The 21,534-nt window shown below is 71.2% G+C and carries 24 protein-coding genes; 10 read left to right on the plus strand and 14 right to left on the minus strand.

The window, feature by feature from the left end; all coding sequences use genetic code 11:
* Nucleotides 1-439 precede the first annotated feature (439 nt).
* Nucleotides 440-1,006: a thiol:disulfide interchange protein DsbA/DsbL gene (locus ACZ499_RS24635; RefSeq protein ID WP_468677963.1), complete on the minus strand. Its 567-nt coding sequence runs from the start codon at nucleotides 1,004-1,006 to the stop codon at nucleotides 440-442.
* A 126-nt stretch (nucleotides 1,007-1,132) separates the two neighbouring features.
* Between ACZ499_RS24635 and ACZ499_RS24640 the strand changes: the two genes are divergently transcribed.
* Complete coding sequence (locus ACZ499_RS24640) at nucleotides 1,133-1,969, plus strand: carboxymuconolactone decarboxylase family protein (RefSeq protein ID WP_468677965.1); 837 nt, start codon at nucleotides 1,133-1,135, stop codon at nucleotides 1,967-1,969.
* A 23-nt stretch (nucleotides 1,970-1,992) separates the two neighbouring features.
* On the opposite strand, the gene ACZ499_RS24645 is transcribed toward ACZ499_RS24640, so the two are convergent.
* Entirely contained in the window at nucleotides 1,993-3,342 is a 1,350-nt protein-coding gene (locus ACZ499_RS24645; RefSeq protein WP_468677967.1) for an NAD(P)-binding domain-containing protein, read from the minus strand.
* A gap of 105 nt (nucleotides 3,343-3,447) precedes the next feature.
* Between ACZ499_RS24645 and ACZ499_RS24650 the strand changes: the two genes are divergently transcribed.
* Nucleotides 3,448-3,813, plus strand: coding sequence for an ArsR/SmtB family transcription factor (locus tag ACZ499_RS24650; protein WP_468677969.1), 366 nt, complete (start codon nucleotides 3,448-3,450; stop codon nucleotides 3,811-3,813).
* Nucleotides 3,814-3,820: 7 nt separating this feature from the next.
* On the opposite strand, the gene ACZ499_RS24655 is transcribed toward ACZ499_RS24650, so the two are convergent.
* Together ACZ499_RS24655 and ACZ499_RS24660 are read right to left on the minus strand one after the other, a co-directional pair.
* The gene (locus tag ACZ499_RS24655; protein ID WP_468677971.1) at nucleotides 3,821-4,615 is read right to left on the minus strand and encodes an aquaporin; all 795 of its coding nucleotides are present in this window, start codon (nucleotides 4,613-4,615) and stop codon (nucleotides 3,821-3,823) included.
* A gap of 29 nt (nucleotides 4,616-4,644) precedes the next feature.
* On the minus strand, nucleotides 4,645-4,959 hold the full coding sequence (locus tag ACZ499_RS24660) for an ArsR/SmtB family transcription factor (RefSeq protein ID WP_385535982.1): 315 nt from the start codon (nucleotides 4,957-4,959) through the stop codon (nucleotides 4,645-4,647).
* A gap of 99 nt (nucleotides 4,960-5,058) precedes the next feature.
* Between ACZ499_RS24660 and ACZ499_RS24665 the strand changes: the two genes are divergently transcribed.
* Together ACZ499_RS24665 and ACZ499_RS24670 are read left to right on the plus strand one after the other, a co-directional pair.
* Nucleotides 5,059-5,490: an arsenate reductase ArsC gene (locus tag ACZ499_RS24665; protein WP_468677973.1), complete on the plus strand. Its 432-nt coding sequence runs from the start codon at nucleotides 5,059-5,061 to the stop codon at nucleotides 5,488-5,490.
* Between the two features lie 273 nt (nucleotides 5,491-5,763).
* Nucleotides 5,764-6,330, plus strand: coding sequence for an RICIN domain-containing protein (locus tag ACZ499_RS24670; protein WP_468677975.1), 567 nt, complete (start codon nucleotides 5,764-5,766; stop codon nucleotides 6,328-6,330).
* Nucleotides 6,331-6,413: 83 nt separating this feature from the next.
* On the opposite strand, the gene ACZ499_RS24675 is transcribed toward ACZ499_RS24670, so the two are convergent.
* From ACZ499_RS24675 to ACZ499_RS24690, 4 genes are all read right to left on the minus strand, one after another.
* Complete coding sequence (locus tag ACZ499_RS24675; RefSeq protein WP_468677977.1) at nucleotides 6,414-8,048, minus strand: class I adenylate-forming enzyme family protein; 1,635 nt, start codon at nucleotides 8,046-8,048, stop codon at nucleotides 6,414-6,416.
* Complete coding sequence (locus tag ACZ499_RS24680) at nucleotides 8,045-8,485, minus strand: acyl-CoA thioesterase (protein ID WP_468402195.1); 441 nt, start codon at nucleotides 8,483-8,485, stop codon at nucleotides 8,045-8,047. The genes ACZ499_RS24675 and ACZ499_RS24680 overlap by 4 nt, the downstream gene beginning before the upstream one ends.
* Nucleotides 8,466-10,253 carry an AMP-binding protein gene (locus ACZ499_RS24685; protein ID WP_468677980.1) on the minus strand — a complete coding sequence of 596 codons (1,788 nt, stop codon included), beginning with the start codon at nucleotides 10,251-10,253 and terminating at the stop codon, nucleotides 8,466-8,468. Before ACZ499_RS24685 ends, ACZ499_RS24680 begins: the two co-directional genes overlap by 20 nt.
* Before the next feature lie 599 nt (nucleotides 10,254-10,852).
* The gene (locus tag ACZ499_RS24690; RefSeq protein WP_468678140.1) at nucleotides 10,853-11,413 is read right to left on the minus strand and encodes a GNAT family N-acetyltransferase; all 561 of its coding nucleotides are present in this window, start codon (nucleotides 11,411-11,413) and stop codon (nucleotides 10,853-10,855) included.
* Between the two features lie 475 nt (nucleotides 11,414-11,888).
* Between ACZ499_RS24690 and ACZ499_RS24695 the strand changes: the two genes are divergently transcribed.
* The 3 genes from ACZ499_RS24695 to ACZ499_RS24705 all read left to right on the plus strand — a co-directional run bounded on the left by ACZ499_RS24695 (nucleotide 11,889) and on the right by ACZ499_RS24705 (nucleotide 12,916).
* Nucleotides 11,889-12,092 carry a hypothetical protein gene (locus tag ACZ499_RS24695; RefSeq protein ID WP_468677982.1) on the plus strand — a complete coding sequence of 68 codons (204 nt, stop codon included), beginning with the start codon at nucleotides 11,889-11,891 and terminating at the stop codon, nucleotides 12,090-12,092.
* 115 nt (nucleotides 12,093-12,207) lie between these two features.
* Nucleotides 12,208-12,381, plus strand: coding sequence for a hypothetical protein (locus tag ACZ499_RS24700; RefSeq protein ID WP_385535967.1), 174 nt, complete (start codon nucleotides 12,208-12,210; stop codon nucleotides 12,379-12,381).
* A gap of 115 nt (nucleotides 12,382-12,496) precedes the next feature.
* The gene (locus ACZ499_RS24705) at nucleotides 12,497-12,916 is read left to right on the plus strand and encodes an ester cyclase (RefSeq protein WP_468677983.1); all 420 of its coding nucleotides are present in this window, start codon (nucleotides 12,497-12,499) and stop codon (nucleotides 12,914-12,916) included.
* Nucleotides 12,917-13,126: 210 nt separating this feature from the next.
* On the opposite strand, the gene ACZ499_RS24710 is transcribed toward ACZ499_RS24705, so the two are convergent.
* Both ACZ499_RS24710 and ACZ499_RS24715 read right to left on the minus strand, forming a co-directional pair.
* On the minus strand, nucleotides 13,127-13,669 hold the full coding sequence (locus tag ACZ499_RS24710) for a nitrobindin family protein (protein WP_468677985.1): 543 nt from the start codon (nucleotides 13,667-13,669) through the stop codon (nucleotides 13,127-13,129).
* Nucleotides 13,670-13,772: 103 nt separating this feature from the next.
* The gene (locus tag ACZ499_RS24715) at nucleotides 13,773-14,621 is read right to left on the minus strand and encodes a methyltransferase domain-containing protein (RefSeq protein ID WP_468677988.1); all 849 of its coding nucleotides are present in this window, start codon (nucleotides 14,619-14,621) and stop codon (nucleotides 13,773-13,775) included.
* Nucleotides 14,622-14,691: 70 nt separating this feature from the next.
* Here ACZ499_RS24715 and ACZ499_RS24720 point away from each other — a divergent pair, with 70 nt between their 5' ends.
* Nucleotides 14,692-15,279, plus strand: coding sequence for a TetR/AcrR family transcriptional regulator (locus ACZ499_RS24720; protein ID WP_468677990.1), 588 nt, complete (start codon nucleotides 14,692-14,694; stop codon nucleotides 15,277-15,279).
* Between the two features lie 68 nt (nucleotides 15,280-15,347).
* Here the strand turns inward: ACZ499_RS24720 and ACZ499_RS24725 are convergent, their stop codons facing one another.
* Complete coding sequence (locus ACZ499_RS24725; RefSeq protein ID WP_468677992.1) at nucleotides 15,348-15,701, minus strand: hypothetical protein; 354 nt, start codon at nucleotides 15,699-15,701, stop codon at nucleotides 15,348-15,350.
* Nucleotides 15,702-16,001: 300 nt separating this feature from the next.
* On the minus strand, nucleotides 16,002-17,432 hold the full coding sequence (locus ACZ499_RS24730) for an amidase (protein ID WP_468677993.1): 1,431 nt from the start codon (nucleotides 17,430-17,432) through the stop codon (nucleotides 16,002-16,004).
* 134 nt (nucleotides 17,433-17,566) lie between these two features.
* Between ACZ499_RS24730 and ACZ499_RS24735 the strand changes: the two genes are divergently transcribed.
* A complete protein-coding gene (locus tag ACZ499_RS24735) occupies nucleotides 17,567-18,187 on the plus strand; it encodes a TetR/AcrR family transcriptional regulator (protein WP_468677994.1) in 621 nt (206 codons plus the stop codon).
* Here the strand turns inward: ACZ499_RS24735 and ACZ499_RS24740 are convergent.
* Entirely contained in the window at nucleotides 18,179-19,540 is a 1,362-nt protein-coding gene (locus ACZ499_RS24740; RefSeq protein WP_468677996.1) for a cytochrome P450, read from the minus strand. The genes ACZ499_RS24735 and ACZ499_RS24740 overlap by 9 nt on opposite strands.
* A gap of 232 nt (nucleotides 19,541-19,772) precedes the next feature.
* Here ACZ499_RS24740 and ACZ499_RS24745 point away from each other — a divergent pair, with 232 nt between their 5' ends.
* Nucleotides 19,773-21,158, plus strand: a complete 1,386-nt coding sequence (locus ACZ499_RS24745; protein WP_468677998.1) for an endonuclease/exonuclease/phosphatase family protein — start codon at nucleotides 19,773-19,775, stop codon at nucleotides 21,156-21,158.
* Here ACZ499_RS24745 and ACZ499_RS24750 read toward each other — a convergent pair.
* Nucleotides 21,145-21,486: a DUF6191 domain-containing protein gene (locus tag ACZ499_RS24750; protein WP_468677999.1), complete on the minus strand. Its 342-nt coding sequence runs from the start codon at nucleotides 21,484-21,486 to the stop codon at nucleotides 21,145-21,147. The genes ACZ499_RS24745 and ACZ499_RS24750 overlap by 14 nt on opposite strands.
* Nucleotides 21,487-21,534: the final 48 nt, after the last annotated feature.

Raw genomic sequence — 21,534 nt, forward strand, 5'->3', positions numbered from 1 at the left:
GGCGAGGGCGCCGCAGTACGTGGTGAAGACGGCGGGCCGCACACGGCGGGTGTGCAGGAGGCGGTCCGCCTCGGTGAGGTGCTCGGCCGACTTCGTCTCTCGACGAGCACGAGGCCTTCGTCGCGGCGCACGGTCCGCCCGGTGCGCAGATCGACGCAGATCAGCCCGGCGTCGCAGGTGATGCGCCGCCGGTCGGCCACGAACACGGGAGACGTGTCCCGTGCCGACTGTGAGGATGATGTCACCGGTTTTGAGCTCGGAAGGGAGGGGCGGAGAGGCGTTCCCGTCTGTCGTGTACCGCCGTCGGCACTGGTTCGCTGCTGCCTTGCCCATCGCCGCCGCGTCACCGACATGTGGTGCGGAGGATCACTCCCCGGGGTGATGAAGTATCGGTCCTGCTCGCCAGATGGGGGCCGACCGGGGGCCGGTGGGACCGTAGCTACCGCGTACGCGCCATGGCCACGAGCCGTTCGACCACCCGCATCAAGTCCGCGGGGCTGCCCGCGGTCTTGAGGTCGGTCCGGTACTTCCCGTTGACGAGGAAGGTCGGGACGCCCTCGACACCGGCCCTCCGCGCCTGCGCCTTGGCGGCGGCCAACTGCCCTTTCACCCCGAAGGAGTTGAGGACCGCCAGATACCGTGCGCGGTCGACGCCCAGCCGGGCCAGGAAGTCCGCCTGCTCGTCGGGCTCGGCCAGCCGCCTCCCCTCGTGCTGGACGGCCTCGTGGACGGCCCGCATCGTCTCGGTGTCGGCGTGCGCCAGGGCCTCCAGCGCGAAGTGCATCTGCGCGTGGGCGTCCCACGGCCCGCCGAAGGGAGCCGGGACGCGTACGAACGTCACCCCGGTCTGCCTCCGCGCCCAGCGGCGTACGGTCGGCTCGATGGCGTACGAGTGCGGATCCCCGTACCAGAAGAACTCCCATACCTCGACCGTGCCGGCTGTGGTCCTCGGGGCGGGTGGTGACAGCTCCACGTACTGCCCGCCCGTCGGAATCTCATCTGCCATACGTTGTTCTTCCTCACCTGTGAGCTGCCGTCGCCTCGGTGCGCCGTGGCCGGGGCCGTGGCGATTTCCTTTGCCGGAGGCAGTCCGCTTGCGTTGGAGTGCGCTCCAGGCTCTAGTTTCGGTCATATGGACAGCGCACAGAACTCCGTAACCACTTCCCCCGCCTCTCCCGCCGCCACCGACGCCGACGAGCGCTTCGCGCGCGGCCTCGCGCTGTTGCAGAAGGTCGGCGGCAGGGAGCGGCCCGCCGTGCTCGACAGCACCGCGGACATCGCCCCCGACCTCGGCCGGATGACGGTCTCCTTCGGCTACGGGGAGCTCCTGGCGAACGACCGGCTCACCCTCCAGCAGCGCCAGGTCGCCACCGTGGCCGCGCTGTCCGCGATGGGGACGGCCGCCGCGCAGCTGCGCTTCCACATCGACGGGGCGCTGAACGTGGGCGTGACCCCGGCAGAGGTCGTGGAGGTGCTCATCCACACCGCCGTGTACGCGGGTGTGCCCGCCGCGCTCAACGGCATCGCGGTGGCGCGCGAGGCGTTCCGGGCGCGGCCCGGACTCGCCTACGAGCCGACCGGGACGGGTGAGCGCGACCAGCGGTACGAGCGGGGGCTCGCCAAGCTCGCCGAAGTGGACGGGCACGCGGGGGACGCCGTCGTCGCCTCCCTCCAGGACATCGCTCCCGACCTGGCGCGTTACATCATCGAGTTCGCGTTCGGCGACGTCTACTCCCGCCCCGCCCTCGACCTCAAGTCCCGTGAGCTGGCCAGCGTCGCCATGTGCACGGCCCTGGGCACCGCCGCCCCGCAACTGCGCGTGCACATCCACGGCCTCCTCAACGTCGGCGGCACCCGCGAGGAGGTCGTCGAGGTCATCACGCAGATGGCCGGATACGCCGGTTTCCCCGCGGCCCTCAACGGCGTCGCCGCGGCGCGCGAGGTCTTCGCGGAGCGCGCCGAGGGCTGAACTGCCTTGTGAAGAAAGGGAGTTCAGCAGCCGGGCGAGGCCGCGCCGATTTGGAGGGTGGCGGGGGCGGCGCAGCAGCCGCCGCCCGGCGCCTCGGCCTCCGGCTCGTCGAACAGGCCCGCGCCGCCGCAGACCCCGGTCTCCGGCAGGGTGAGTTCGACGCGTCCGGCGGCTTCGTGGTCGCCCGCCAGGGCCGCCGCGAGGGAGCGGACCTGCTCGTAGCCGGTCATGGCGAGGAAGGTCGGGGCGCGGCCGTAGGACTTCATGCCGACCAGGTGGACGCCGCTCTCCGGATGGGAGAGCTCCTTGACACCGTGCGGGTACACGGTGCCGCAGGAGTGGACGTTGGGGTCGATCAGCGGAGCGAGCCCGATCGGGGCTTCGAGGCGCTCGTCGAGGGCGAGGCGGAGCTCACGGAGGTACGAGAGGTCGGGGCGGAAGCCCGTCAGACCGATGACCTCGTCGACCGGTTCCAGCCGCCGGCCGTCGTCGCCGACCAGGACGAGCCCGTCGGCCGTCCGCTCCACTGCGGCGATGCGGAACCCGGTGACCGCGTCGGCGTGCCCGTGGTCGACGGCGGCCTTGGCGGCGAGGCCCAGCGCGCCGCGCGCGGGCAGCTGGTCCGCCTCGCCGCCGCCGAAGGTGGAGCCGCCGATACCGCGCCGCAGGATCCATACGGCGTGCGTACCGGGGGCCTCCTTCGCCAGCTCCGCGAGGGAGGCGAGAGCCGTGAAGGCGGAGGCGCCGGAGCCGACCACGGCGGTGCGCCTGCCCGCGTAACGGGCGCGTACGGCAGGGTCCTTGAGATCGGGGACGCGGTACGAGATCCGCTCGGCCGCCGCACGCTCGCCCGGCGCCGGGAGGCCGTCGCCGCCGAGGGGGCCGGGCGTGGACCAGGTGCCGGAGGCGTCGATCACGGCGCGGGCGAGCAGGCGCTCCTCGGCTCCCTCGGCGTTCACCACGTGCACGGTGAAGGGCTGCCGGTCGCGGTCGGCGTCGACCACGCGGTCGCGGCCGGTGCGCGAGACACCTGTGACGCGGGTGCCGTAGCGGACCCGGCCGCCCAGGGTGTCGGCCAGCGGCTGGAGGTAGCGGGCGGCCCAGTCGCCGCCGGTGGGGTAGGCGGCGCCGTCCGGCTTGGTCCAGCCGGTCGGCGCCAGGAGCTTCTCGGCGGCCGGGTCGACGACCTCGGCCCAGGGGGAGAAGAGGCGTACGTGCGACCACTCGCGCACCGCGCTGCCGGCGGTGGAACCGGCTTCCAGGACGAGGGGCTCGATGCCGCGCTCGACGAGCCGGGCGGCGGCGGCCAGGCCGATGGGTCCGGCTCCGATGACCACGGTCGGGAGGGCGGGGGTGGTGGGGTTCTCGCTCATCGGGTGCTCCAGTGACGGGCGCGTCTATCTTCTGATTCGACGTTTATCGATGTCTCGGACGTCTTCGAGCTTGCTCTCTGCATCGACAGATGTCAATATTGGCGTATGTCGAATCAGGGTGTGGTGCAGCTGCCGGTCCTCACTGGGCCGGTGGTCCCGTGCTGCCCGCCGCTGACCGAGCGACCGCTGACGGCGGAGGAGGCCGAGCGGACCGCGAAGATGTTCAAGGCGCTCGGGGACCCGGTGCGGCTGCGGCTGTTCTCGCTGGTCGCCTCACACGAGGGCGGGGAGGCGTGCGTGTGCGACATCTCCGACGTCGGCGTCTCGCAGCCGACCGTCTCCCATCACCTGAAGAAGCTCAAGGACGCCGGTCTGCTCAGCTCCGAGCGGCGAGGGACGTGGGTGTACTACCGGGTGGAGCCCGGCGTGCTGGCGGCGATGGGGCAGTTGCTCACCGCCGCCGCACGCTGACTCCTGATCAGGAGGCGAGGGTGGGCTGGGGGTCTGTGCTGGGCCGGACGAAGATGACCGCGACCAGGGCAAGCCCCACCGCCGCCCCCGCCAGCTGGGCGGCGATGAACGCCGGGACCGAGCCGGGTCCGATGCCCGCGAAGGTGTCGGTGAACGCCCGGCCGATCGTCACCGCCGGGTTGGCGAACGAAGTGGACGAGGTGAACCAGTACGCGGCGCCGATGTAGGAGGCGACCGCGACCGGGGCGAAGCGGAGGCGGTCGGTGCGGGCCAGGCCGAAGATGAGCAGGATGAGCCCGGCCGTGGCCACCACCTCGCCAAGCAGCAGGTGTCCGGCGGAGCGGTCGTGCGTGGACCACTTCACCAGCGGCTCCCCGAACATCGCGTCCGCCAGGACCGCACCCGCGATCGCGCCGGCGATCTGCGCGGGCAGGTAGACGGCCACCTCGCGGGCCGTGACTCCTGCGCCGCCGCGCCGGGCGGTCCACCACTCCGCCAGAGTGACGGCGGGGTTGAAGTGGGCGCCGGAGACCGGGCCGAGGAGGGCGATCAGCACGCCCAGGCCGAAGACGGTGGCGAGCGAGTCGGCCAGCAGCTGGAGCCCGACGTCATGGGTGAGTTCGGTGGCCTGGATGCCGGAGCCGACCACGACCGCCACGAGGGCCGCCGTGCCGGTGAACTCGGCGGCGGCCCGGGCGGTGAGCGGGGCGCGGGGAGGGGTGGCGCCGGGCGCGGGCTGGGGCGTGCCGGCGGCTACGACGGCCTCCACGGGGGCGGCGCCGACGGGCTCGGTGGCGGTCAAGGTTCTCCTCGTACGGGTGAGGCGGGAGGTCATGGGCAGGATCGCTTGAGGTTCGCCTCGGCGGTGGTACGGGCCGTGCGGGCCAGGTCCGTGAACTGACCGGCGAGGGTTTCGATGACGTCCGGGCGCAGCCGGTAGTAGGTGAACCGCCCGCACGGCTCCGTGTCGACGATTCCGGCCTCGCGCAGCACCTTGAGGTGGTTGGAGAGGTTGGTCTGCTTGGCGCCGGTCTCCTCCACGAGGTGTGTGGTGCACAGCGTCTCGTGGGCGAGCAGGGTCACGATCCGCAGCCTGAGCGGGTCGGCCAGCACCCGGATCAGATCAGTGTCGACTGACGTCATCATGGGCTGATACTGTCACATCATTCGGAGCTGATACCAGTGCGTACTGATCTCGATGGGCTCCCGGACCTCCGCCAGCGAACGAAGTCGAAAGTAGGCGCCATGTCCTCGGCCGCCCCGTCCTCCGGCAAGCCCTCCGTCCTGTTCGTCTGCGTCCACAACGCCGGGCGCTCCCAGATGGCCGCGGCCTGGCTGAGCCACCTGGCCGGGGACCGCGTCGAGGTCCGCTCGGCGGGCTCCGCGCCGGGCAAGGAGGTGAACCCGGCCGCCGTCGAGGCCATGCGTGAGGTCGGCGTCGACATCTCCGCCGAGGTCCCGAAGATCCTCACCGTGGACGCGGTCAAGGAGTCGGACGTGTGCATCACGATGGGCTGCGGCGACACCTGCCCCGTCTTCCCCGGCAAGCGGTACCTGGACTGGAAGCTGGCCGACCCGGCCGGTCAGGGCGTGGCAGCCGTGCGCCCCATCCGCGACGAGATCAAGGTCCTGGTGGAGGAGCTGATCGCCGAGATCGCGCCGGAGCCGACGGCTTGAGAGCTGAGCTCCAGGATGTCCGCGGCACAGCCTCACCGCCGCCCCGAATGCCGGCTACTGGCGCTGGGGACCCCGGTCTTGCCCCGCCCTCCCCGGTTTGCGGGCCCGCTCGCCCGCGCCGATAGTGGGAGAGGTGCCGCACCCTGGAGCGGGCCGCGTCGGGATCGGCGGGCCCACCGGCAGACCGCCCACGCGGCGCCGGAGCGCGGCCGTCCCCTCTGCGTCGCCCGCCCCTCCTGATCTCCCTCGCTGCATCACGAGAGGAGCACCCCCATGCGCCAGAGCACTCGCACGCGCCGTTTTCTGACCGCATCCACGGCCTTCGCAGCCGGGGGCCTCATGCTGCTGCCTGTTCCCGCGATCGCACAGCCGGCATCGCACGCCGCCTCGGCGCCGCAGATCACCGGCGCCGCTTTCCAGATCGTCAACGTGCAGACCGGTAAATGCGCGACGGTCGCCGGAGGCACCACGACCGAGAACAACCACGATCTCGTGCAGTTCGACTGCGACACACACCCGTCACGCCGTTGGAAGGTCACCAACTTCGACGGCAGCTCCTACCAGCTCATCAACGCGCAGACCGGCAAGTGTGCGACGGTCGCCGGAGGAACGTCCAGCGAAAACAACCTCCGGCTGGTCCAGTTCACCTGTGACACGGACCCCTCGCGCCGTTGGAAGGTCAGTGACTGGGACAGCAGCTCCTATCAGATCGTCAACGTGAAGACGCGCGAGTGTGCGACGGTCGCGGGCGGAACGTCCAGCGACAACAACCTGCAACTGGTCCAGTTCACGTGCGACACGGACCCCTCGCGCCGCTGGACCCTGCGCCTGGCAGGGTGACGTCTCGTACGCGTCGGTCCGGCCTCGAAGCAGCGCGGCCGGACCGACAGTTGGTGAACTCACCCAGGAACAGGCCGCAGACCTCAGCCTTCGCCGTCCGCGAACGCCACCCGCATGCTGCGCTTCAGCGCCTTGCCCGTGACGCCCACGTGTTCGTCGGCGCCCTTGACGAGGACCCTTTCGACGGGCGGCCAGCCCCGCTCCGCCAGCAGGGTGTTGATACGTGATCGGAGATCCGCCAACTCCGCCTCGGAGGATGGCACATCGATGGTCAGGACGGGCACCTGGCCGTCGCTGCCCCCGTCACCGCTCTCGACTCCGACGACCGAGCAGTCGACGAGGTCGGGGAAGTGACGCAGTATCAACTCCTCCGTCTGTGCGCTGTAGAGGACGCCCTTCACGGTGGTGATCCGGTCCGTCGTCCGGTCCACGTGGTAGTAGAGGCCGTCCTCGCTGCGATAGGCGAGATCGCCGGTGAGCCAGTAGCCCTGGATCCGGTTCTTCTCGCTGAGCAGACTGTTGTTCCAGTAACCACCCGTGATCGTGGGCGACTTGAGGGCGAGGCGGCCCACCGTCCCGTTCGCCACGGGCTCGTCGTCGGCGTCGAAGATCTCGACCTCCACCCAGCCGAACGGCCGGCCGATGCACCGCTGGTAGCGGTCGCTCGTGGGCGTGTGAACCGTACGGAACATGGCGAAGCCGAACTCGGACGAGCCGAAGTTGTCGATGAACAGCGAACCACCCTGCGGGTTCCCGTCCCGGTCGACATGGTTGCCGCGCGCCACCAGCTTGCGTATGTGCCGCTCGTGGTTGGCGTCGCCGGTCGACATCCACCGGGCGACCGAGGACAGGTCGTACGCGTCCAGGTCGACGCGGCACAGGTCGACGAAGGTCTTCGGGAAGCCCGCGACCAGGTGCGGCCGGAACTCCTGGATGGCGAGGGCGATGTCCTCGGGGCCCCGGCGGGTCGCGAGGAGAGTGGTGGCGCGTCGGGCGACCGCCGACATCAGTACGGAGATCGCGGACGCGTGGCTCTGCGGCAGGGCGGACAGGATGCGCGTGCCGAGGTCGGCCCCGATCTGCTGCTTGATGCCGAAGAAGAACCCCTTGTGGTTGAACTGCACGGCCTTGGGGATGCCCGTGGTCCCGGAGGTGTGCGCGATCAGCACCGGATCGTCGTCCTCGTGCGTGAAGAGCTTGAAGGCGCCCTGACCGTACGGCTCCTCGCTGTAGTACGTGATCGGCAGCCGGTCCTCGGCGAGCCGCTCGGGGTCGGAGACCACGGCGGCCGCCCCGACGTGCTCGATGAACCGCGCCGCGATCTCCGGGGGCAGCGAGCTGTTCACGAACACGGGGATCGCGCCGATCTTCGTCAGCGCGATGTAGTGCAGGAGGTAGCGCACGCTCTCCGTCACGAAGACCGCCACCGGGTCCTTGGGGCGGATGCCGTCGGCGTAGTACCCGGCGGCCACCCGGTCGGTGAGCTCGTCGAGCGCCGACAGCGAAAGTCTCTCGTGTAAGCCCCCGGAAGGAGCGCGATAGGGCTGATCGAGCTCGATCACGGTCTCGGTCGTCTCGCTCGCCGCTGCTGCCGCCAGTCGGAAGAAGTTGCCGGCGCCGAGCCCGTCGGTCCCGATCAGACCGATCAGATCGGCCGCCCGCGTGGTGCCGGTGCCGTCGACGCTCGTACGCGTGGGGTCCGTGCGGTCGGTCGTCATATGTAACGCTCCATCGCTGTGCGGATGTCCTGAGGAATGGGGATCGGGCCGTGGCCGTCGAGCGAGGTGGTCACCAGCACCGCGCGGATCCGGGCGCGCACGTCCTGCCCCCGCGACCCGGCGCACTCGTAACGCAGCTCGAACGACGACTTTCCGATGCGTTCGACGGTGAGCGTGATGTCCAGCGCGTCGCCGAGCCGGCTCGGGGCGAGGAAGTCGCATTCGAGGCGGACGGTGGGAATGCCGATCCGGCGCTCCGCGAACAGTCCGGCATAGCCGACGTTCAGCCCCGTCTCGAACCAGTCCTGGAGCACCTCGTTGATGAGCAGCAGATACTGCGGGTAGAAGACGATTCCCGCCGGATCGCAGTGATGGAAGAAGACACGCTTGTGCTGGGTGAAGCCGGTCGGGCCGGGTTCAGGCGGAGGCAGCGTCACCGGTCGCTCCTTCCAGCTCGGCCGACCGGCCGGAGCCGTCGGCGGGGGCGCCGCGCAGCCGGAAGCGCTGGACCTTCCCGGTGCCGGCGCGGGGGAGTTCGTCGCAGAAGGCGATGACGCGCGGATACTTGTAGGGCGCCATCTCGGCCTTGGCGAACTGCTGGAGTTCCAGGACCAGTTCGGGAGAGGGGACGTGTCCCTTCGCCAGCACGACATGGGCCTGCACCACCGCGCCGCGCTCGTCGTCGGGGGCGGCGACCGCCGCGCACTCCCGTACGGCCGGGTGGGTCAGGAGCGTGGCTTCCACCTCGACCGGCGAGATGTTGTACCCGGCCGACACGATCATGTCGTCCAGCCGGGCGTGGTAGTGGAGATAGCCGTCCTTGTCGGCCCAGCAGGCGTCGCCGGTGAGGTTCCAGCCGTTGCGTACGTAGTCCACCTGGCGGTCGTCGTCGAGGTAGCGGCAGCCCGTGGGCCCCTTGACGGCCAGCGCGCCGACTTCGCCGTACGGCAGTGGGCGGCCCGCGTCGTCGATGATCGCGGCGAGGTAGCCGGGCACGGGGCGCCCGAGCGCGCCGGGCCGGGTCGCGGCCTCGTCGCCGCGCATCGCGATGAAGATGTGCAGCATCTCGGTGGAGCCAAGACCGTCGATCAGGTCGTGGCCGGTGCGCTGCTTCCACATCTTGCGCGTGACCGGCGGCAGCGGCTCGCCCGCCGAGACGCACTCGCGCAGCGAGGACATGCCGTACGGGGCCGGGTCCATGCACATGGCCCGGTATGCCGTCGGGCCGCTGAAGCAGACGGTGGCACGGAACTCGTCGATGGAGCGCGCCAGTTGCTGAGGCGAGGCGCGGTCGAGCAGGACGACGGAGGCGCCGATGTGCAGGGGGAAGAGCAGCAGCCCGCCGAGGCCGTACGTGAACGCCAACGAGGGGGTGCCGATGAACCGGTCGTCGCTCGTGGCCCGCAGCACGTGCTGGGGGAAGGAGCAGCACACGGCCATCACGTCACGGTGGGAGTGCACGGTCGCCTTCGGCATCCCCGTGGTGCCGGAGGTGAAGGCGATCAGGCAGGGGTCGGTCGCGGCGGTGTCGACGGGCGGAAACCAGTCGGAGTGCTCGGCCATGGCCGTTTCGAGGCCCGCGTCCGGGTCCGCCTTCGCGCCCCCGTCTCCGCGTGCCCCGTCGAGGAAGTACATCGTGCGCAGCGGACGCCCGTCGGCCTCCGCCGCCTCCAGCTCGGCGCCGAGAGCGGACTCACAGAGGGCGTGGGTGATGCGCGCCTTGTCGATCACGTACGCGAGCTCCTTGGCCCGCAGCAGCGGCATCGTGGCCACGACCACCCCGCCCGCCCGCACCACCGCGAGCCAAATGGCCACCAGCATCGGGGTGTTGGCGCCCCGGAGCAGCACCCGGTTACCCGGCACCAGGCCCATGTCCTCGGTGAGCACGTGCGCGATGCGGGAGACGGTGGCGAGGAGTTCCGCGTACGTCCAGCGCACCCCGCTCGGCGAGAGCACGGCGAGCCGGCCCGCGCGGTCCGCCGGGCCCGAGGGGCCGTCGAGGAGCTCGGTCGCACAGTTCAGCCGGGACGGGAAGCGGAGTGTCGGCAGGTCGAGCAGGGTGTCCGGCTGGAGGGATGCGGGAGGCAGATGGTCCTGGACGAAGGTGTCGAGGTGCGCGGTGCTGAGCTGGGGCGGTGCGGGAGGTGGGGAGGAGGATGAGGAGGAGGACGGTAAAGGAGACGGAAAGGGGGATGGGGTGCTCAACTGCCTGCCCTTCGGTGTGACGTCCGGTCGGCGTGACTTCCGGTCTGCTGACGCCTTATTCAACGGCCGACGGCAGCGGGATTACCTTGACGATGCGTGCACGGTGCTGGCCTGATCGTGCACGGACGCGCGTACCTTCCCCTCGTGGCGTGGAGTTGCCGCTGCGGGGAGTGGGGGGCAGGTGGTCGGGAGAAGGGACAAGTGCCGTCCCGGACACGCTAGGGCGCTTCGTACGCGGCGCGTAATCCCGCAGTTTAGGGATTGCAAAATGACGCGGAGCGTGAGGCCCTGGGGAGGGGTCCCTGGCCGATACGCGGCCCGGAAGGGCGAGTTGACCACAGCGGCGAGTTGGCCGGAAGGGCGAATTGGCTGGAACGGTGAGTCGCCGGGGACGGCGAGCTGCCAGGAACGGCCTGGAGCCCGCAACGGCCGGGGGGGGGGGGGGGGGGGGGGGGGGGGGGGGGGGGGGGGGGGGGTGGGGGGGAGGGGGGGTTGGCGGGGGAGGGCGAGCGGCAGGGAATGGCCTGGACCCCAAAAGGTCGGGGGGTCCTGTTCGCCACCCCCACCCGGGCCCCAACTTGCCTGATAGTGCCGCTCAGTCAGCCTGTGTGCCCGGCCGTCCGCCAGTCCGGCGCGAGCACCGACCAGATCTCCTCGTCGTGCCGCTTGCCCCGGTACAGATAGCTCTCGCGCAGCACGCCGTCCTTGGTCATCCCGAGCCGCCGGGCCACGGCGATGCTCGGCTCGTTCTCGGTGGAGACCCACCACTCGACGCGGTGGACTCCACGCTCCTCGACGGCCCAGTCGATGATCAGGCGTACCGCCCGGGTCACGAGTCCCCTGCCCACCGCCGACGGTTCCAGCCAGCAACCCGCCTCGGCGGTGCCCTGGGCGACGTCCAGCTTCCGCAGCAGGACCGCGCCGACCAGCGTGCCGCCCGTCCAGATGCCGTAGAGCCGCCCGGAGTCGGCCGCGGCCTTCTCCGCGTACGCCTGGAGGAACGCCCGGCTCGACTGCAGGTCGGTGACGACGTCGGGCAGGCCGTTGTACTGCCCGATGAACTCCCGCCCCCGGTCCACGTGAGCGAGGAACTCCTCTGCCTGCCACGGCTCGACCGGGCGCAGCTCGGCGCCGTCGTCGCCCAGCGATATCGCGTACATCGTCACCCTCCACATGGTTGGAAGCAGCGCCCGTGGCGCAGCGGCCATGGCGCGAAAGTGATCCTCGCAGGTCGGTCCGGCTGGCTCCAGTGGCTTTCAGTCTGTAGGCAGTCCGAAAGGGTGTGACAAGCGATCAGCAGGTGCCTGGCTGTGGGGGCATGACTGAACGCATCCATGTCGTCGGCGTCGGCGTCACCGTGCCCGACGGCCTGTACGACCGCTACGGGACCTGCCTTCGGTGAGTACCGGTTCGACGCCGCGCAGTACGACGCCGAGGTGGAGCGGGCGTCCAAGGGCTTCGGCTGGGAGTGGCCTGCGATGACTGTCGCCCGGCTGCTGGGCGAGCGGCTGCGGTCCCGGGCCCGAATGGCTCTCGTCCCGGTCGTGCGAGCTCGACCATGTCTGGGCGGAACTGGGGGATCCCGAACGCGTTCGCCTCCTGTTCGCGCACTACGAGCGGAGAGCGGACGGCAGCATGTGCTCCGCCGGTGCGTTCGGGGCGTTCAGGCCGGTGACCGGCGAGGAGCCCGCCGTGCAGGCGGAGCGCCTGGCGGCCGAGTTCCTGTCGGGAGACCCGCGGGCAGCGGAGGGAGGGCGCAGCGACCCGTCCGTGGGGCCCCTCTTCGAGTGGCTGGGAACCGGATACGGCATCGGCGGACCGAGCGCGGTGCGCTGGTGAAAGGGCGCGGTGCACGAGGTCCGACCGGGCCCTGATTGCCCGAAATGCGATCTTCGTACGTGTGTGCGAGCCTGGTGTCGTCCATCCTCCGGGACCCCTTGAAGGAGGCATCGTCGTGGGCAAGAAACAGACCCGACAGAACCGAGGCGCCCGCACCGGCGGCCATGAGCGCAGTGCGACGGCGGCGGAAGTCAGGGAGCCGACGAGGTCGCCCGCAGCGCAGGACATGGCGCGTCCGGCCCCGCAGGAGGTCTCCCACAAGCAGCCACGGAAGTTCGGGCACAACTGACCGATTGCGGGAGGAAGTGGGCCGGGGACTGGCCCCGCCGACGGGAGTTGGCGGGGGAGCCGGTCCTGCCTCTAGGCTTACCTCCGCCAGTAAACGATCATGCGGGGGGCCTGTCGTGGACGACAACAAGAAGGCAGTGCAGGGCTTCTTCGAGGCGGTCAGTGGCCGTCGGCTGGAGGATCTGCCTCGGTTCATGGCGCCCGACGTCGTGGACCACAACAAGATCATCCACGGTGAGGCCGATGAGCCGGGTGCCGCGTTCGAGGGGCTCCGTCAGCAGCTCGCCGCGTTCGACCCGCTCACCGTCCGCGTCGACGAACTGATCGGCGAGGGGGACCGTGTGGTCGCTCGGGTCACCCAGCGCGGTGTCCATGGCGGGACGCACCCCCGGATGCCCGAGCCGACCGGCCGGAGCTTCGACGTCGAGGCGATCTGGATCTTCACCCTGGCCGCAGGCAAGATCACGGAGATCCGGGCGGTCAGCGACCGCCTCGGCTTCTTCCTGCAGCTCGGCTGGGACTGGCCGCAGGTCTAGGGTCTGCGGGCCGCTGTGTCGGTCTTCGTGGCGCGGTGCGTCGGCGCGGCCCCACGAAGAACAGCACGAGCAGGAACAGGATCGGCAGCGACCAGCCGAGCACCCCGATCTTCCGGCGGTGCGGGTTGCGCCCCTGAGGCCGTTCGCCGACCTCGTGCGGATCTCTTGTCCGTACCGTTCAGCTTACGAGCCGATATCCGCATCGGGCGGCTACGCCTTGCGCCGCAGGCGTGCCGAGAGGTGATGCTGGAGCGGCTGGCCGACCGCCGCGAGGTCGTGGGCGAAGGTGAGGGTGTCGTCGTCGGTGAGGGTGTAGCGACGGCGGGTGGCCTCGACTTCCTTGGCGGTGGGGGTGAGGGCCACCTCGTGGGTGGAGAGGTCGACCGTGTTCTCGCCCGCGTAGCCGACCACGATCTCCGCGATGCCGGTGGGCTGGGTGATCAGCGCCTCCACCCGGCCTTCGGGCTGGAGCCGCCACCAGCCGCTCTCCCGGGCCGAGGGGCGCAGTGGGGTGTCGTCCGCGCCGAGCAGCCAGGCCCGGGCCTCGTAACGGAGGAAGGGGCGGCCGTCGTGGCTGAAGGTGACCTCCTGCGCGTAGCTGAAGTCCCCGCTGATCGTGGAGTACCCGCCCTGGCCCCGGCCGTGCCAGGTGCCGAGGAGGCCGAGCACCGGCGCGAGCAACTCGTGCGGTGCGGGCACGTCGTCGGGCCTGAGGCTGTCGGGGTACGGGTTCTCCGCTACGGGGTCGAACACGGTGTGCGCTCCTGACGTCGGGATCGGCGGCCGGGCCGGTACCGGTGAAGCCTAGAGCGTCGCCCCCCTCGGGGACGGGTGGCCGTGCTTTCGGCCGCCGCCGTCACACGGCGGTCTTGGTGCGCGTCGCGGCGACCGCCACCGTCGAGTAACGCATCGTGAAACCGCCGCCCACCGTGTCGATGGCGGCCCCGATGCCCTCCAGTGCCTCGGCCAGCTCGTCCGGCGGGAGCCGGGTGAGGGCGCCGTGGGTGGGCACTTGGTCCAGCCAGGCGTCCCGGCTGTAGGACCACTCCCAGTCGAAGCGCCACTGCTCCGGCTCGCTGAACGCACCGGCCCCGCGCATCCCGTCGACGGCCTTGGCGAACAACGCCTCGTATGTGTCCAGGGGTTGCTTCGTCAGCGCCTGGAGGTTGAACGGCGCGTCCGGCAACACCCGCCGGTAGACGGCGGCGAAGGCTTCCGCCACCTCGGGAGGGAGCTGGAATACGTTCCAGAACGCCGCCAGCCGACCGCCGTGCCGCAGCATCCGGGAGGCCTTGGCCGCTCCCGCCGCCGGGTCCACCCAGTGCCAGGCCTGTCCGGCGACGACCGCGTCGAACTCCCGGCCGCCGGGATCCCACGCCTCGAACGTTGCCACCTCGACCTCGACCCCCAGCCGGCGCGCCACATCGGCCATACGCCCGTCGGGCTCGACCCCGAGCACTTCACAGCCGGCCGCCTGGAACTGCCGGGCGGCGATGCCGGTCCCGCAGCCGACGTCGAGGACGCGGACGCGGGCGCCTTGGGTGGGGGCGGTGATCCGGTCCACCAGGGCGTCCGGATATCGGGGTCGCGCCCGGTCATAACGCTCGGCGTCGGAGCCGAACGACTCGGCCGCTTGCCGCAGTTGATGTGTATCGGCTTCGGAAGAACCCTGAGGGCCCTGTGGCTCCGGCGGTAAAGTGGGCATGCGCCCACTATGGTGGGCACGCGCCCACTCGTCAACGGGCGGGCCCGGTGAGGGAGTGAGAGGTACGGGTATGCCGACAGGCGTGGCCATGCGCGACGCGCGCCAGCAGCTGTTCGACGCCGCCGAGCGCGTCCTGCTCCGGGGCGGCCCGAACGCGCTGACCAGCAGGGCGGTCACTGAGGAGGCGGGCTGTGCCAAGGGGGTCCTGCACCGCCACTTCGCCGACTTCGACGCGTTCCTCGCCGAGCTCGTACGGGACCGGGTAGGCCGGATCGGCCGCCAGTCCGACATCCTGCGCGAGTCCGCCGGCACCGGCACCGTCGCGGACCATCTCACCGGTGCGCTGACGGATCTGTTCGGTTCGGTCGGGGTGGCGATCGTCGGGCTCGTCACCTTCCGGGACGAGTTGCGCGCCCGGCTGCGCGGGACCACGCCGGGAGGCATCCCCGTACTGGCGGAGGCCACATCCATGATCGCCTCCTACCTGAGCGCGGAACGCGCCCTGGGCCGAGTCGCGGCGGACGCCGATGTCGACACGCTCGCGCTCACGCTGATCGGGACCGGGCACCTGCTGTTCGCGGGGCGGGAGGGCGTCCCGCCCGAGCCGGAGGAGGTCCGAAAGGTCGTGACCACGGTGATCGCCGCGGTCGTACCGTAGAGGGCACCCGCCCCGAGGTTCGCGTTTTCCGCACCCGGTACCACGGCGTAGGCGACCTGCTGGCCGTCCTAGACCCAGCTCTCGCTGTCCCGGTGCCGGTCGAGTCCGACTGCGGTGAACTCGTCGAATGAACGGCCGGGCTGGACCCCGAGCTCACGCAGGGCCCGTATGACCGGTGATCCTTCGGCGGGGACGGGCTCGCCTTCGAGGAGGTGGAGGGGGCCGAGAGCCAGACGCCCGTCCCGCCAGACGGCGCTGTTCTCTTCGCCGATCCCTCCGAAGTACTCGGATTCGAGATACGCCACCGGTCCGGCCTTCGACCATTCAGCAAGGGTGAGGTCGAGGCCGGCGGGCAGGCGCCAGAACCCCGGGCGGCCGGCCTCGGCCTCCTTCGCCAGTTCGCTGAAGAGGGTGTCGGTCATGGGCAGTAGCGCGAGCCCCTGCGGCAGGGGTGCAGTCCGCGCCGACGGGAGCGTCGCCGCTGCGGACGTGAGAAGTCCGCTCTCGGCGATTACCGCTGTGAGCTGGTAACTCAATGGTGAGACTCCAAAACCTGTGTACTCATACCCGACTTGGCGGCGCCCGCCGCCGACCGGGGTGCTTCGCGGGCGCCGCCTGTCGGCTGGACGCCCTTCGGCGCAGACGACGCCGATGTGGTGAGTGTGAAGGATCTCAAGGAACGCGTCGAGCGATTTTGTCAGCCCTGCCCGAGCGGGGCCCGATCACCCCACCCCGCCCCCACACGGATCCACCGGCGTCAGCACTCCGAGCCGGTCCTCGACCGCCTGGGCCGCGTCCAGGCACAGGTCCTCGCGGAAGGGGCGCCCGATGATCTGCACCCCGCAGGGGAGTCCTTCGGTCAGCCCGGTCGGTACGGCCACCGCCGGTACGCCGACGAAGCTCGTCGCCGTGCACAGGCGCATCGCCGAGGCGACCCGGTCCCGGCCCGCCCGGTCGCGCGATTCCAGGCCCGGCTCGACCGGCGGCTCGGTGAACGACGGACCGAGCACCAGTGGGTACTCGTCGAGGAACTCGGCCCATGAGCGGCGGATGTTCATCCACGTGCCCATCAGCCTCATGAGCTCGTCCGCACCGGTGACCGGCGGGGTCCGCTCCATCGCCATCTCGATGTAGCGGTCACCGCCCTTGCCGAGGAGTGTGCGTACCGTCGGCCAGTTCGGGGCGAACTCGGCCACGGTGATCCGGCCGTACGCTTCGAGGGCCTCGTCCAGCCTCGGTACGTCCGGCACCTCGCACACGTCGTATCCGGCGTGGCGGAGCGCGTCGGCCGCGGCCTGGAGGGACGCCGCGACGGTGGGATGGACGCCGTGGCCGCCCGGGTCCGTCACGACGGCCACCTTCACCTTTCCCGGCAGGGGGTCGCCGTACGCGGGCACCGGAACCGCCCGCGGGTCGCGCGGATCGGTCCCGGCCAGCACCTCGTAGGCCAGGCGCAGATCGGCCACGTTCCGGGCCAGCGGGCCGTCGGTGACCAGCATCTGGGAGGCCGGGCCCGGGTCGTCCGGCCCGAGGACGCGATGGTCGGCGGGGAAGCGCCCGGGGGTCGGCTTCAGCCCCGCCACTCCGCAGAACTGGGCCGGGATCCGGATGGACCCGCCGGAGTCGTTGCCGAGGCCTAGCGCCGCCATACCCGTGGCGACGGCCACCGCGTCGCCGCCGCTGCTGCCACCGGGCGTCCGGCCCCGGTCCCATGGGTTGACCGTGTCGCCGAACAGCTCGCTGCGGGTGTGCATTCCGGCCAGGATCAAGGTGGGTATGTTGCTGTGCCCGATCGGGATGGCACCGGCGGCACGCAGCCGGGCCACCGGGGGCGCGTCGGCCGCCGCGACCAGATCGCGGAAGCGCTTCACGCCGAACGTGGTCGGCACGCCTTCGATCGGGGTGCTCTCCTTCACCGTGAACGGCACGCCCGCGAGCGGCCCCAGCACGCCCCCCGCGGCCCGCCCGCGGTCCGTCTGCTCCGCGGCCTCGCGGGCGCGATTCGCCAGGAGCTGGGTGACGGCGTTCACCTGCGGGTTGACCGCCGCGATGCGCTCCAGATGGCTCTCGACCAGCTCGACGGCCGACACCTCTCCGCTCCGTACGGCTGCCGCCTGCGCAGCTGCGGACCTCTGCCACAACGCGTCCTGCATGCTTCGCACTCTCCCCATGGTCGTTCCGATGCGGTTGCATCGGAACAATAGCCGGAGTACCGATGCGGGCGCATCGAATAGAGTGGGCGGAGCGCGACAGGCCGCGCCGAGCACGGCAGATGGAGGCGACGGGCATGCCCAGACAGGTGGACCACGAAGGCCGACGCCGGCTCATCGCGGAGGCCGTGTGCCGACTCGCCGACGAACGCGGGCTGGAGGGCGTGACCCTGCGCGACGTCGCCGCCCAGGCGCAGGTGTCGATGGGCGCGGTTCAGCGCTGCTTCCGCACCAAGGAAGAGATGCTGGTGTTCGCGCTCGGGGTCATCGGTGAGCGGATCATCGAGCGCGTACGGGCCCGCCTCGTCCGAAGCCCGGCCCAGTCGGCCGCATCAGCCCTGGGGCACGCGGCCACCGAGATCTCACTGCTCAGGGAGGAACACCGCGCCGAGGCCAGGGTGTGGCTCGCCTTCGTCGCCCAGGCGGCGGTCAGCGAGGCGCTCGCCGGCACACTGAAGGCGAACTACGCGGCCCTGCACGAGGTGTTCGCGCGCCTCGTCGCGGAGGCCGACGAGAGCGCCGGGTACGTGGAGCCCCTCGACGCGCACCACGAAGCCCGCACTCTCCTCGCCCTGGCCGACGGCCTCACCGCACACGTCCTCATCGGCCATCTCACCGCGCGGCAGGCTCAGGACGTCCTCCACACCCACTTGGGCCGGCTGTGGGAGAGGCCGACCCGGGATTCTCGCTCAGGCTGAACCGGCAGGCGTGTTGCGGGGCGTGCACGTCATGTCGAGCGGGCCCGGTCCCAGCGTGCCGCGCACCTGTACGTGGAGGGTGGCCCCGGGGTCGGGGGTCAGGTCCCAGCGGGTGCAGACGGTGGCCAGGGCGAGGGTCATCTCGGTGAGGGCGAACTGGTCGCCGATGCACTTGCGGTTGCCGCCCCCGAAGGGCACGTGCGCGCCCCGGGGCGGGGCGGTCTCGTCGGCGGCCCAGCGGTCGGGGTCGAAACGCTCGGGGTCGGGGAACAGGTCGGGCCGGTGGTGCAGGAGGTAGGCGCTGTAGAGGAGGGCGGTGCCCTTGGGGAGGGGGTGTCCGGCGAGGGTGGTGTCGGTCGTGGTGACGCGGGTGAAGAACCAGCCTGCGGGGTACATGCGCATCACCTCGTGGATGATGCGCTGGGTGTAGGGCAGGCCGTCGAGGTCGGCGGGTGTGGCGGTGCGCCCGGCCAGCGTCGCGTCCACCTCGGCGCGCAGCTGTTCCCGTACCTTCGGGTGCTGGCTGATCAACCACAGTGCGAAGGCGAGGGTGTTGGCGGTGGTTTCGAAACCGGCGCCGATCATCACCATCAGCTGGTCGCGGATGTCCCCGTCGGACATGGGCTCGCCCGTGTCGTCGTCGTGGGCGCTCAGCAGGATCGACACGAGGTCGTGCTCGCCGGGCGCGGCCCGCCGGGCGGCGATGATCTCGTCGATCGCGCGGTGCAGACGCGTACAGGCGCGGCGGTAGCGCAAGTTGCCCGGCGTGGGCAGCCGGTAGAGCGGCCCCAGCGGCAGCATCACGCGCTGGTAGATACCGTCGATGACCGTGTGCAGACTCTCCAGCACCTCTGCCACCGCCGAGTCCTCCGCCTCGGCGGCCAGCACACTGCGGGTGACGATGCGCAGGGTCAGGGTGGTCAGCGCGGCGGTGACGTCCAGCCGCTGGCCGGGCTTCCAGGCGGTGGTCATACGGTCCACCTCCTCGCCCATCACCACCGCGTACCCGTCGATGCGGCCGGGCTGGAAGGCGGGCTGCATCTGGCGGCGCTGCCAGCGGTGTTCGCGCCATCCGGCCATGGGCAGACTGCTGCCGAACAGCACCCTCGCCTTGTCGAAGAAGGGGCCGCCCTTGTCGAAGGTCCGCGAGTCGGTGAGCATCTGGTGCGCCGCGTCCGGGCGGCAGACGACATAGGCCGGCCAGGGCCCCATCCCGATCCGTACGAGGTCCCCGTGGGCCGGCAGCGAGGACAGGAACTCCAGCGGGCGGGCGTGGAGTTGCCAGGCGTGGCCGAGCAGCGGCAGGCCGCCGGGAGCCACACCGGCGCGCGGCCTGGAGGGGGTCGTGGTCACAGCAGGACACCTCCATGAGGAACATGCCGGGCCTGTGCGGGGCAGGCCGTCGGCTTCCGACTATCCTTCCCACGCACACGTCCGGGAACCCGGCGCGAAGCAGCCCGCGAGGGCGCGGCCCGGACGGACAGCAACCCCCAGCCGGCGGGCACGAAGGCCGAGTTGGAGGGTCCGGAGCAGATGCCCGCACTCACCTGGCAGGTTCACATCAGCGAGTCCCTATCCTCGCGGTATGAGAAATCGTCTGCGCATACCGCGGCTGCTGGCTGCCGCGCTGATCGGGGCGGTCCTGCCGGCCCTGCTCGGTGCGCCCGCCACGGCGGCCGCACCGACGCCCCCGAACACCTCCAAGTCGGCCGGACAGCAGTGGGAGCTGCTCTCGCTCGCCACCGGCAAGTACGTCTCGGTGGAGGCGTCCAGCACCGACGAACTGCACGCCCGGGCGGACAGCCCCGGAATCCCGGAGCAGTTCACCCTGCACACCGACAACGCGGCCAAGGGGGCGACGGTCGCTCTGCGCTCGCAGGCCAACGGCGCCTATGTGGCAGCGGAGTTCGGTGCCGGGGCCGACGGCCGGTACGGGAAGCTGCGCGCCCGGACCGAGGGGCCGCCCGCCGGCTGGGAGAAGCTGGAGCTCGTGCCGCAGCCGCAGACCGGCGCCGACGTCTACGCCCTGCGCTACCACCACGACGGGCAGGACCGCTATGTGTCCGCCGACGCGGGAGCGACCGGCGACGGGCTGCTCCAGGCCCGCGCCACGGCGGTGGGTTCATGGGAACGCTTCCGCCTGGTGCCCGTGGCCGCACCGGCCGACCCGACCCCGCCGCCGTCTCCGTCCCCGCGCGCCGTCAAGGCGCTGACCTGGAACGTGTGCGCCGACAACAACGAGAACTGCGGCTTCTACCACACGACGGCGGGTCCGTTGGCGGACCAGATCGTGGCACGCGCGAAGGCTGCCGGAACCCCTGATGTGATCCTGCTCGAAGAGTTCTGCGAGAAGTTCGCCAAGCCCGTGGAGCAGGCGCTGGAGACGCAGCTCGGCGGCGGCTGGGACGTGCGGTTCGCGCCGGTTCAGTACCTGGTGCCCGGAACGGACATCAAGGCGCGGAAGAACTGCCGGCCCGACGCGTCGGGAGCGGACCGGGGAGCGTACGGCGTGGCGCTGGCCGTCCCCGAGGAGAACACCTGGTACCGGGCGTACGAGTTGCCCTCCCCGCCCGGTGTCGAGCAGCGCACCGCACTGTGCGCCACGGTGGCCTCCTGGGCGGCGGAGGTGTGCGCCGCGCACTTCAGCACGGGCGGCCCCGGCTACGACGACCCGGACCGTACGTACCAGCCGCAGCAGGCGGACACCCTGCGCCGGGCGGCATCCCTGCCCGGCTACCGCCCGCTGCTCGGCGGTGATCTGAACGCCACGCCGTCGACGGGTGTGCTGTCCACGCTGTACTCCGCGTACGAGGAGTGCGACGCGCATTCCGCGACGCCGAACCGGCCGACGGCGGGCACCATCAAGATCGACTACCTGTTCGGCGGGGGCACGTGGAGCGGCTGCGGCGTCGCAACGGACACCGGCTCCTCCGACCACCGGGCGGTGTGGGGCACGCTCACTCTGCCCTGACGCCACCGTCCGGGAGTGCCCGTGGGCCGGTGGGCTGGGGCACGCGGGGCAGCCGGATGACGGCGCGCCGGCCGTCGAGGTCGACGGTGCTGTGGTGGGGCGGAGCGCCGTCCTCGGTGTCGTCCTTCTGAAGGAGCGCGCTCTGGCGCTCCTTCAGCTCGTTCTCCTTGCCCCCCGAGAACACGGTGTGGAGTTGTTCGAGGCCGGTCGTGGAGACTCGGCCGCGCTTGGGTGTGCGGCCGAGTCTGACCCGTATCTGGTCGATGGAGATCAGTGCGACGAGGACCAGCACCAGGCCCGGCAGGGTCATGAAGACGGCTATTCCCATCACCCCATTGTCCCTGAGTGGCAGGCGGTTTGGGGGCCGCGTGGGATC

The sequence above is a fragment of the Streptomyces sp. NPDC031265 genome (assembly GCF_055570295.1).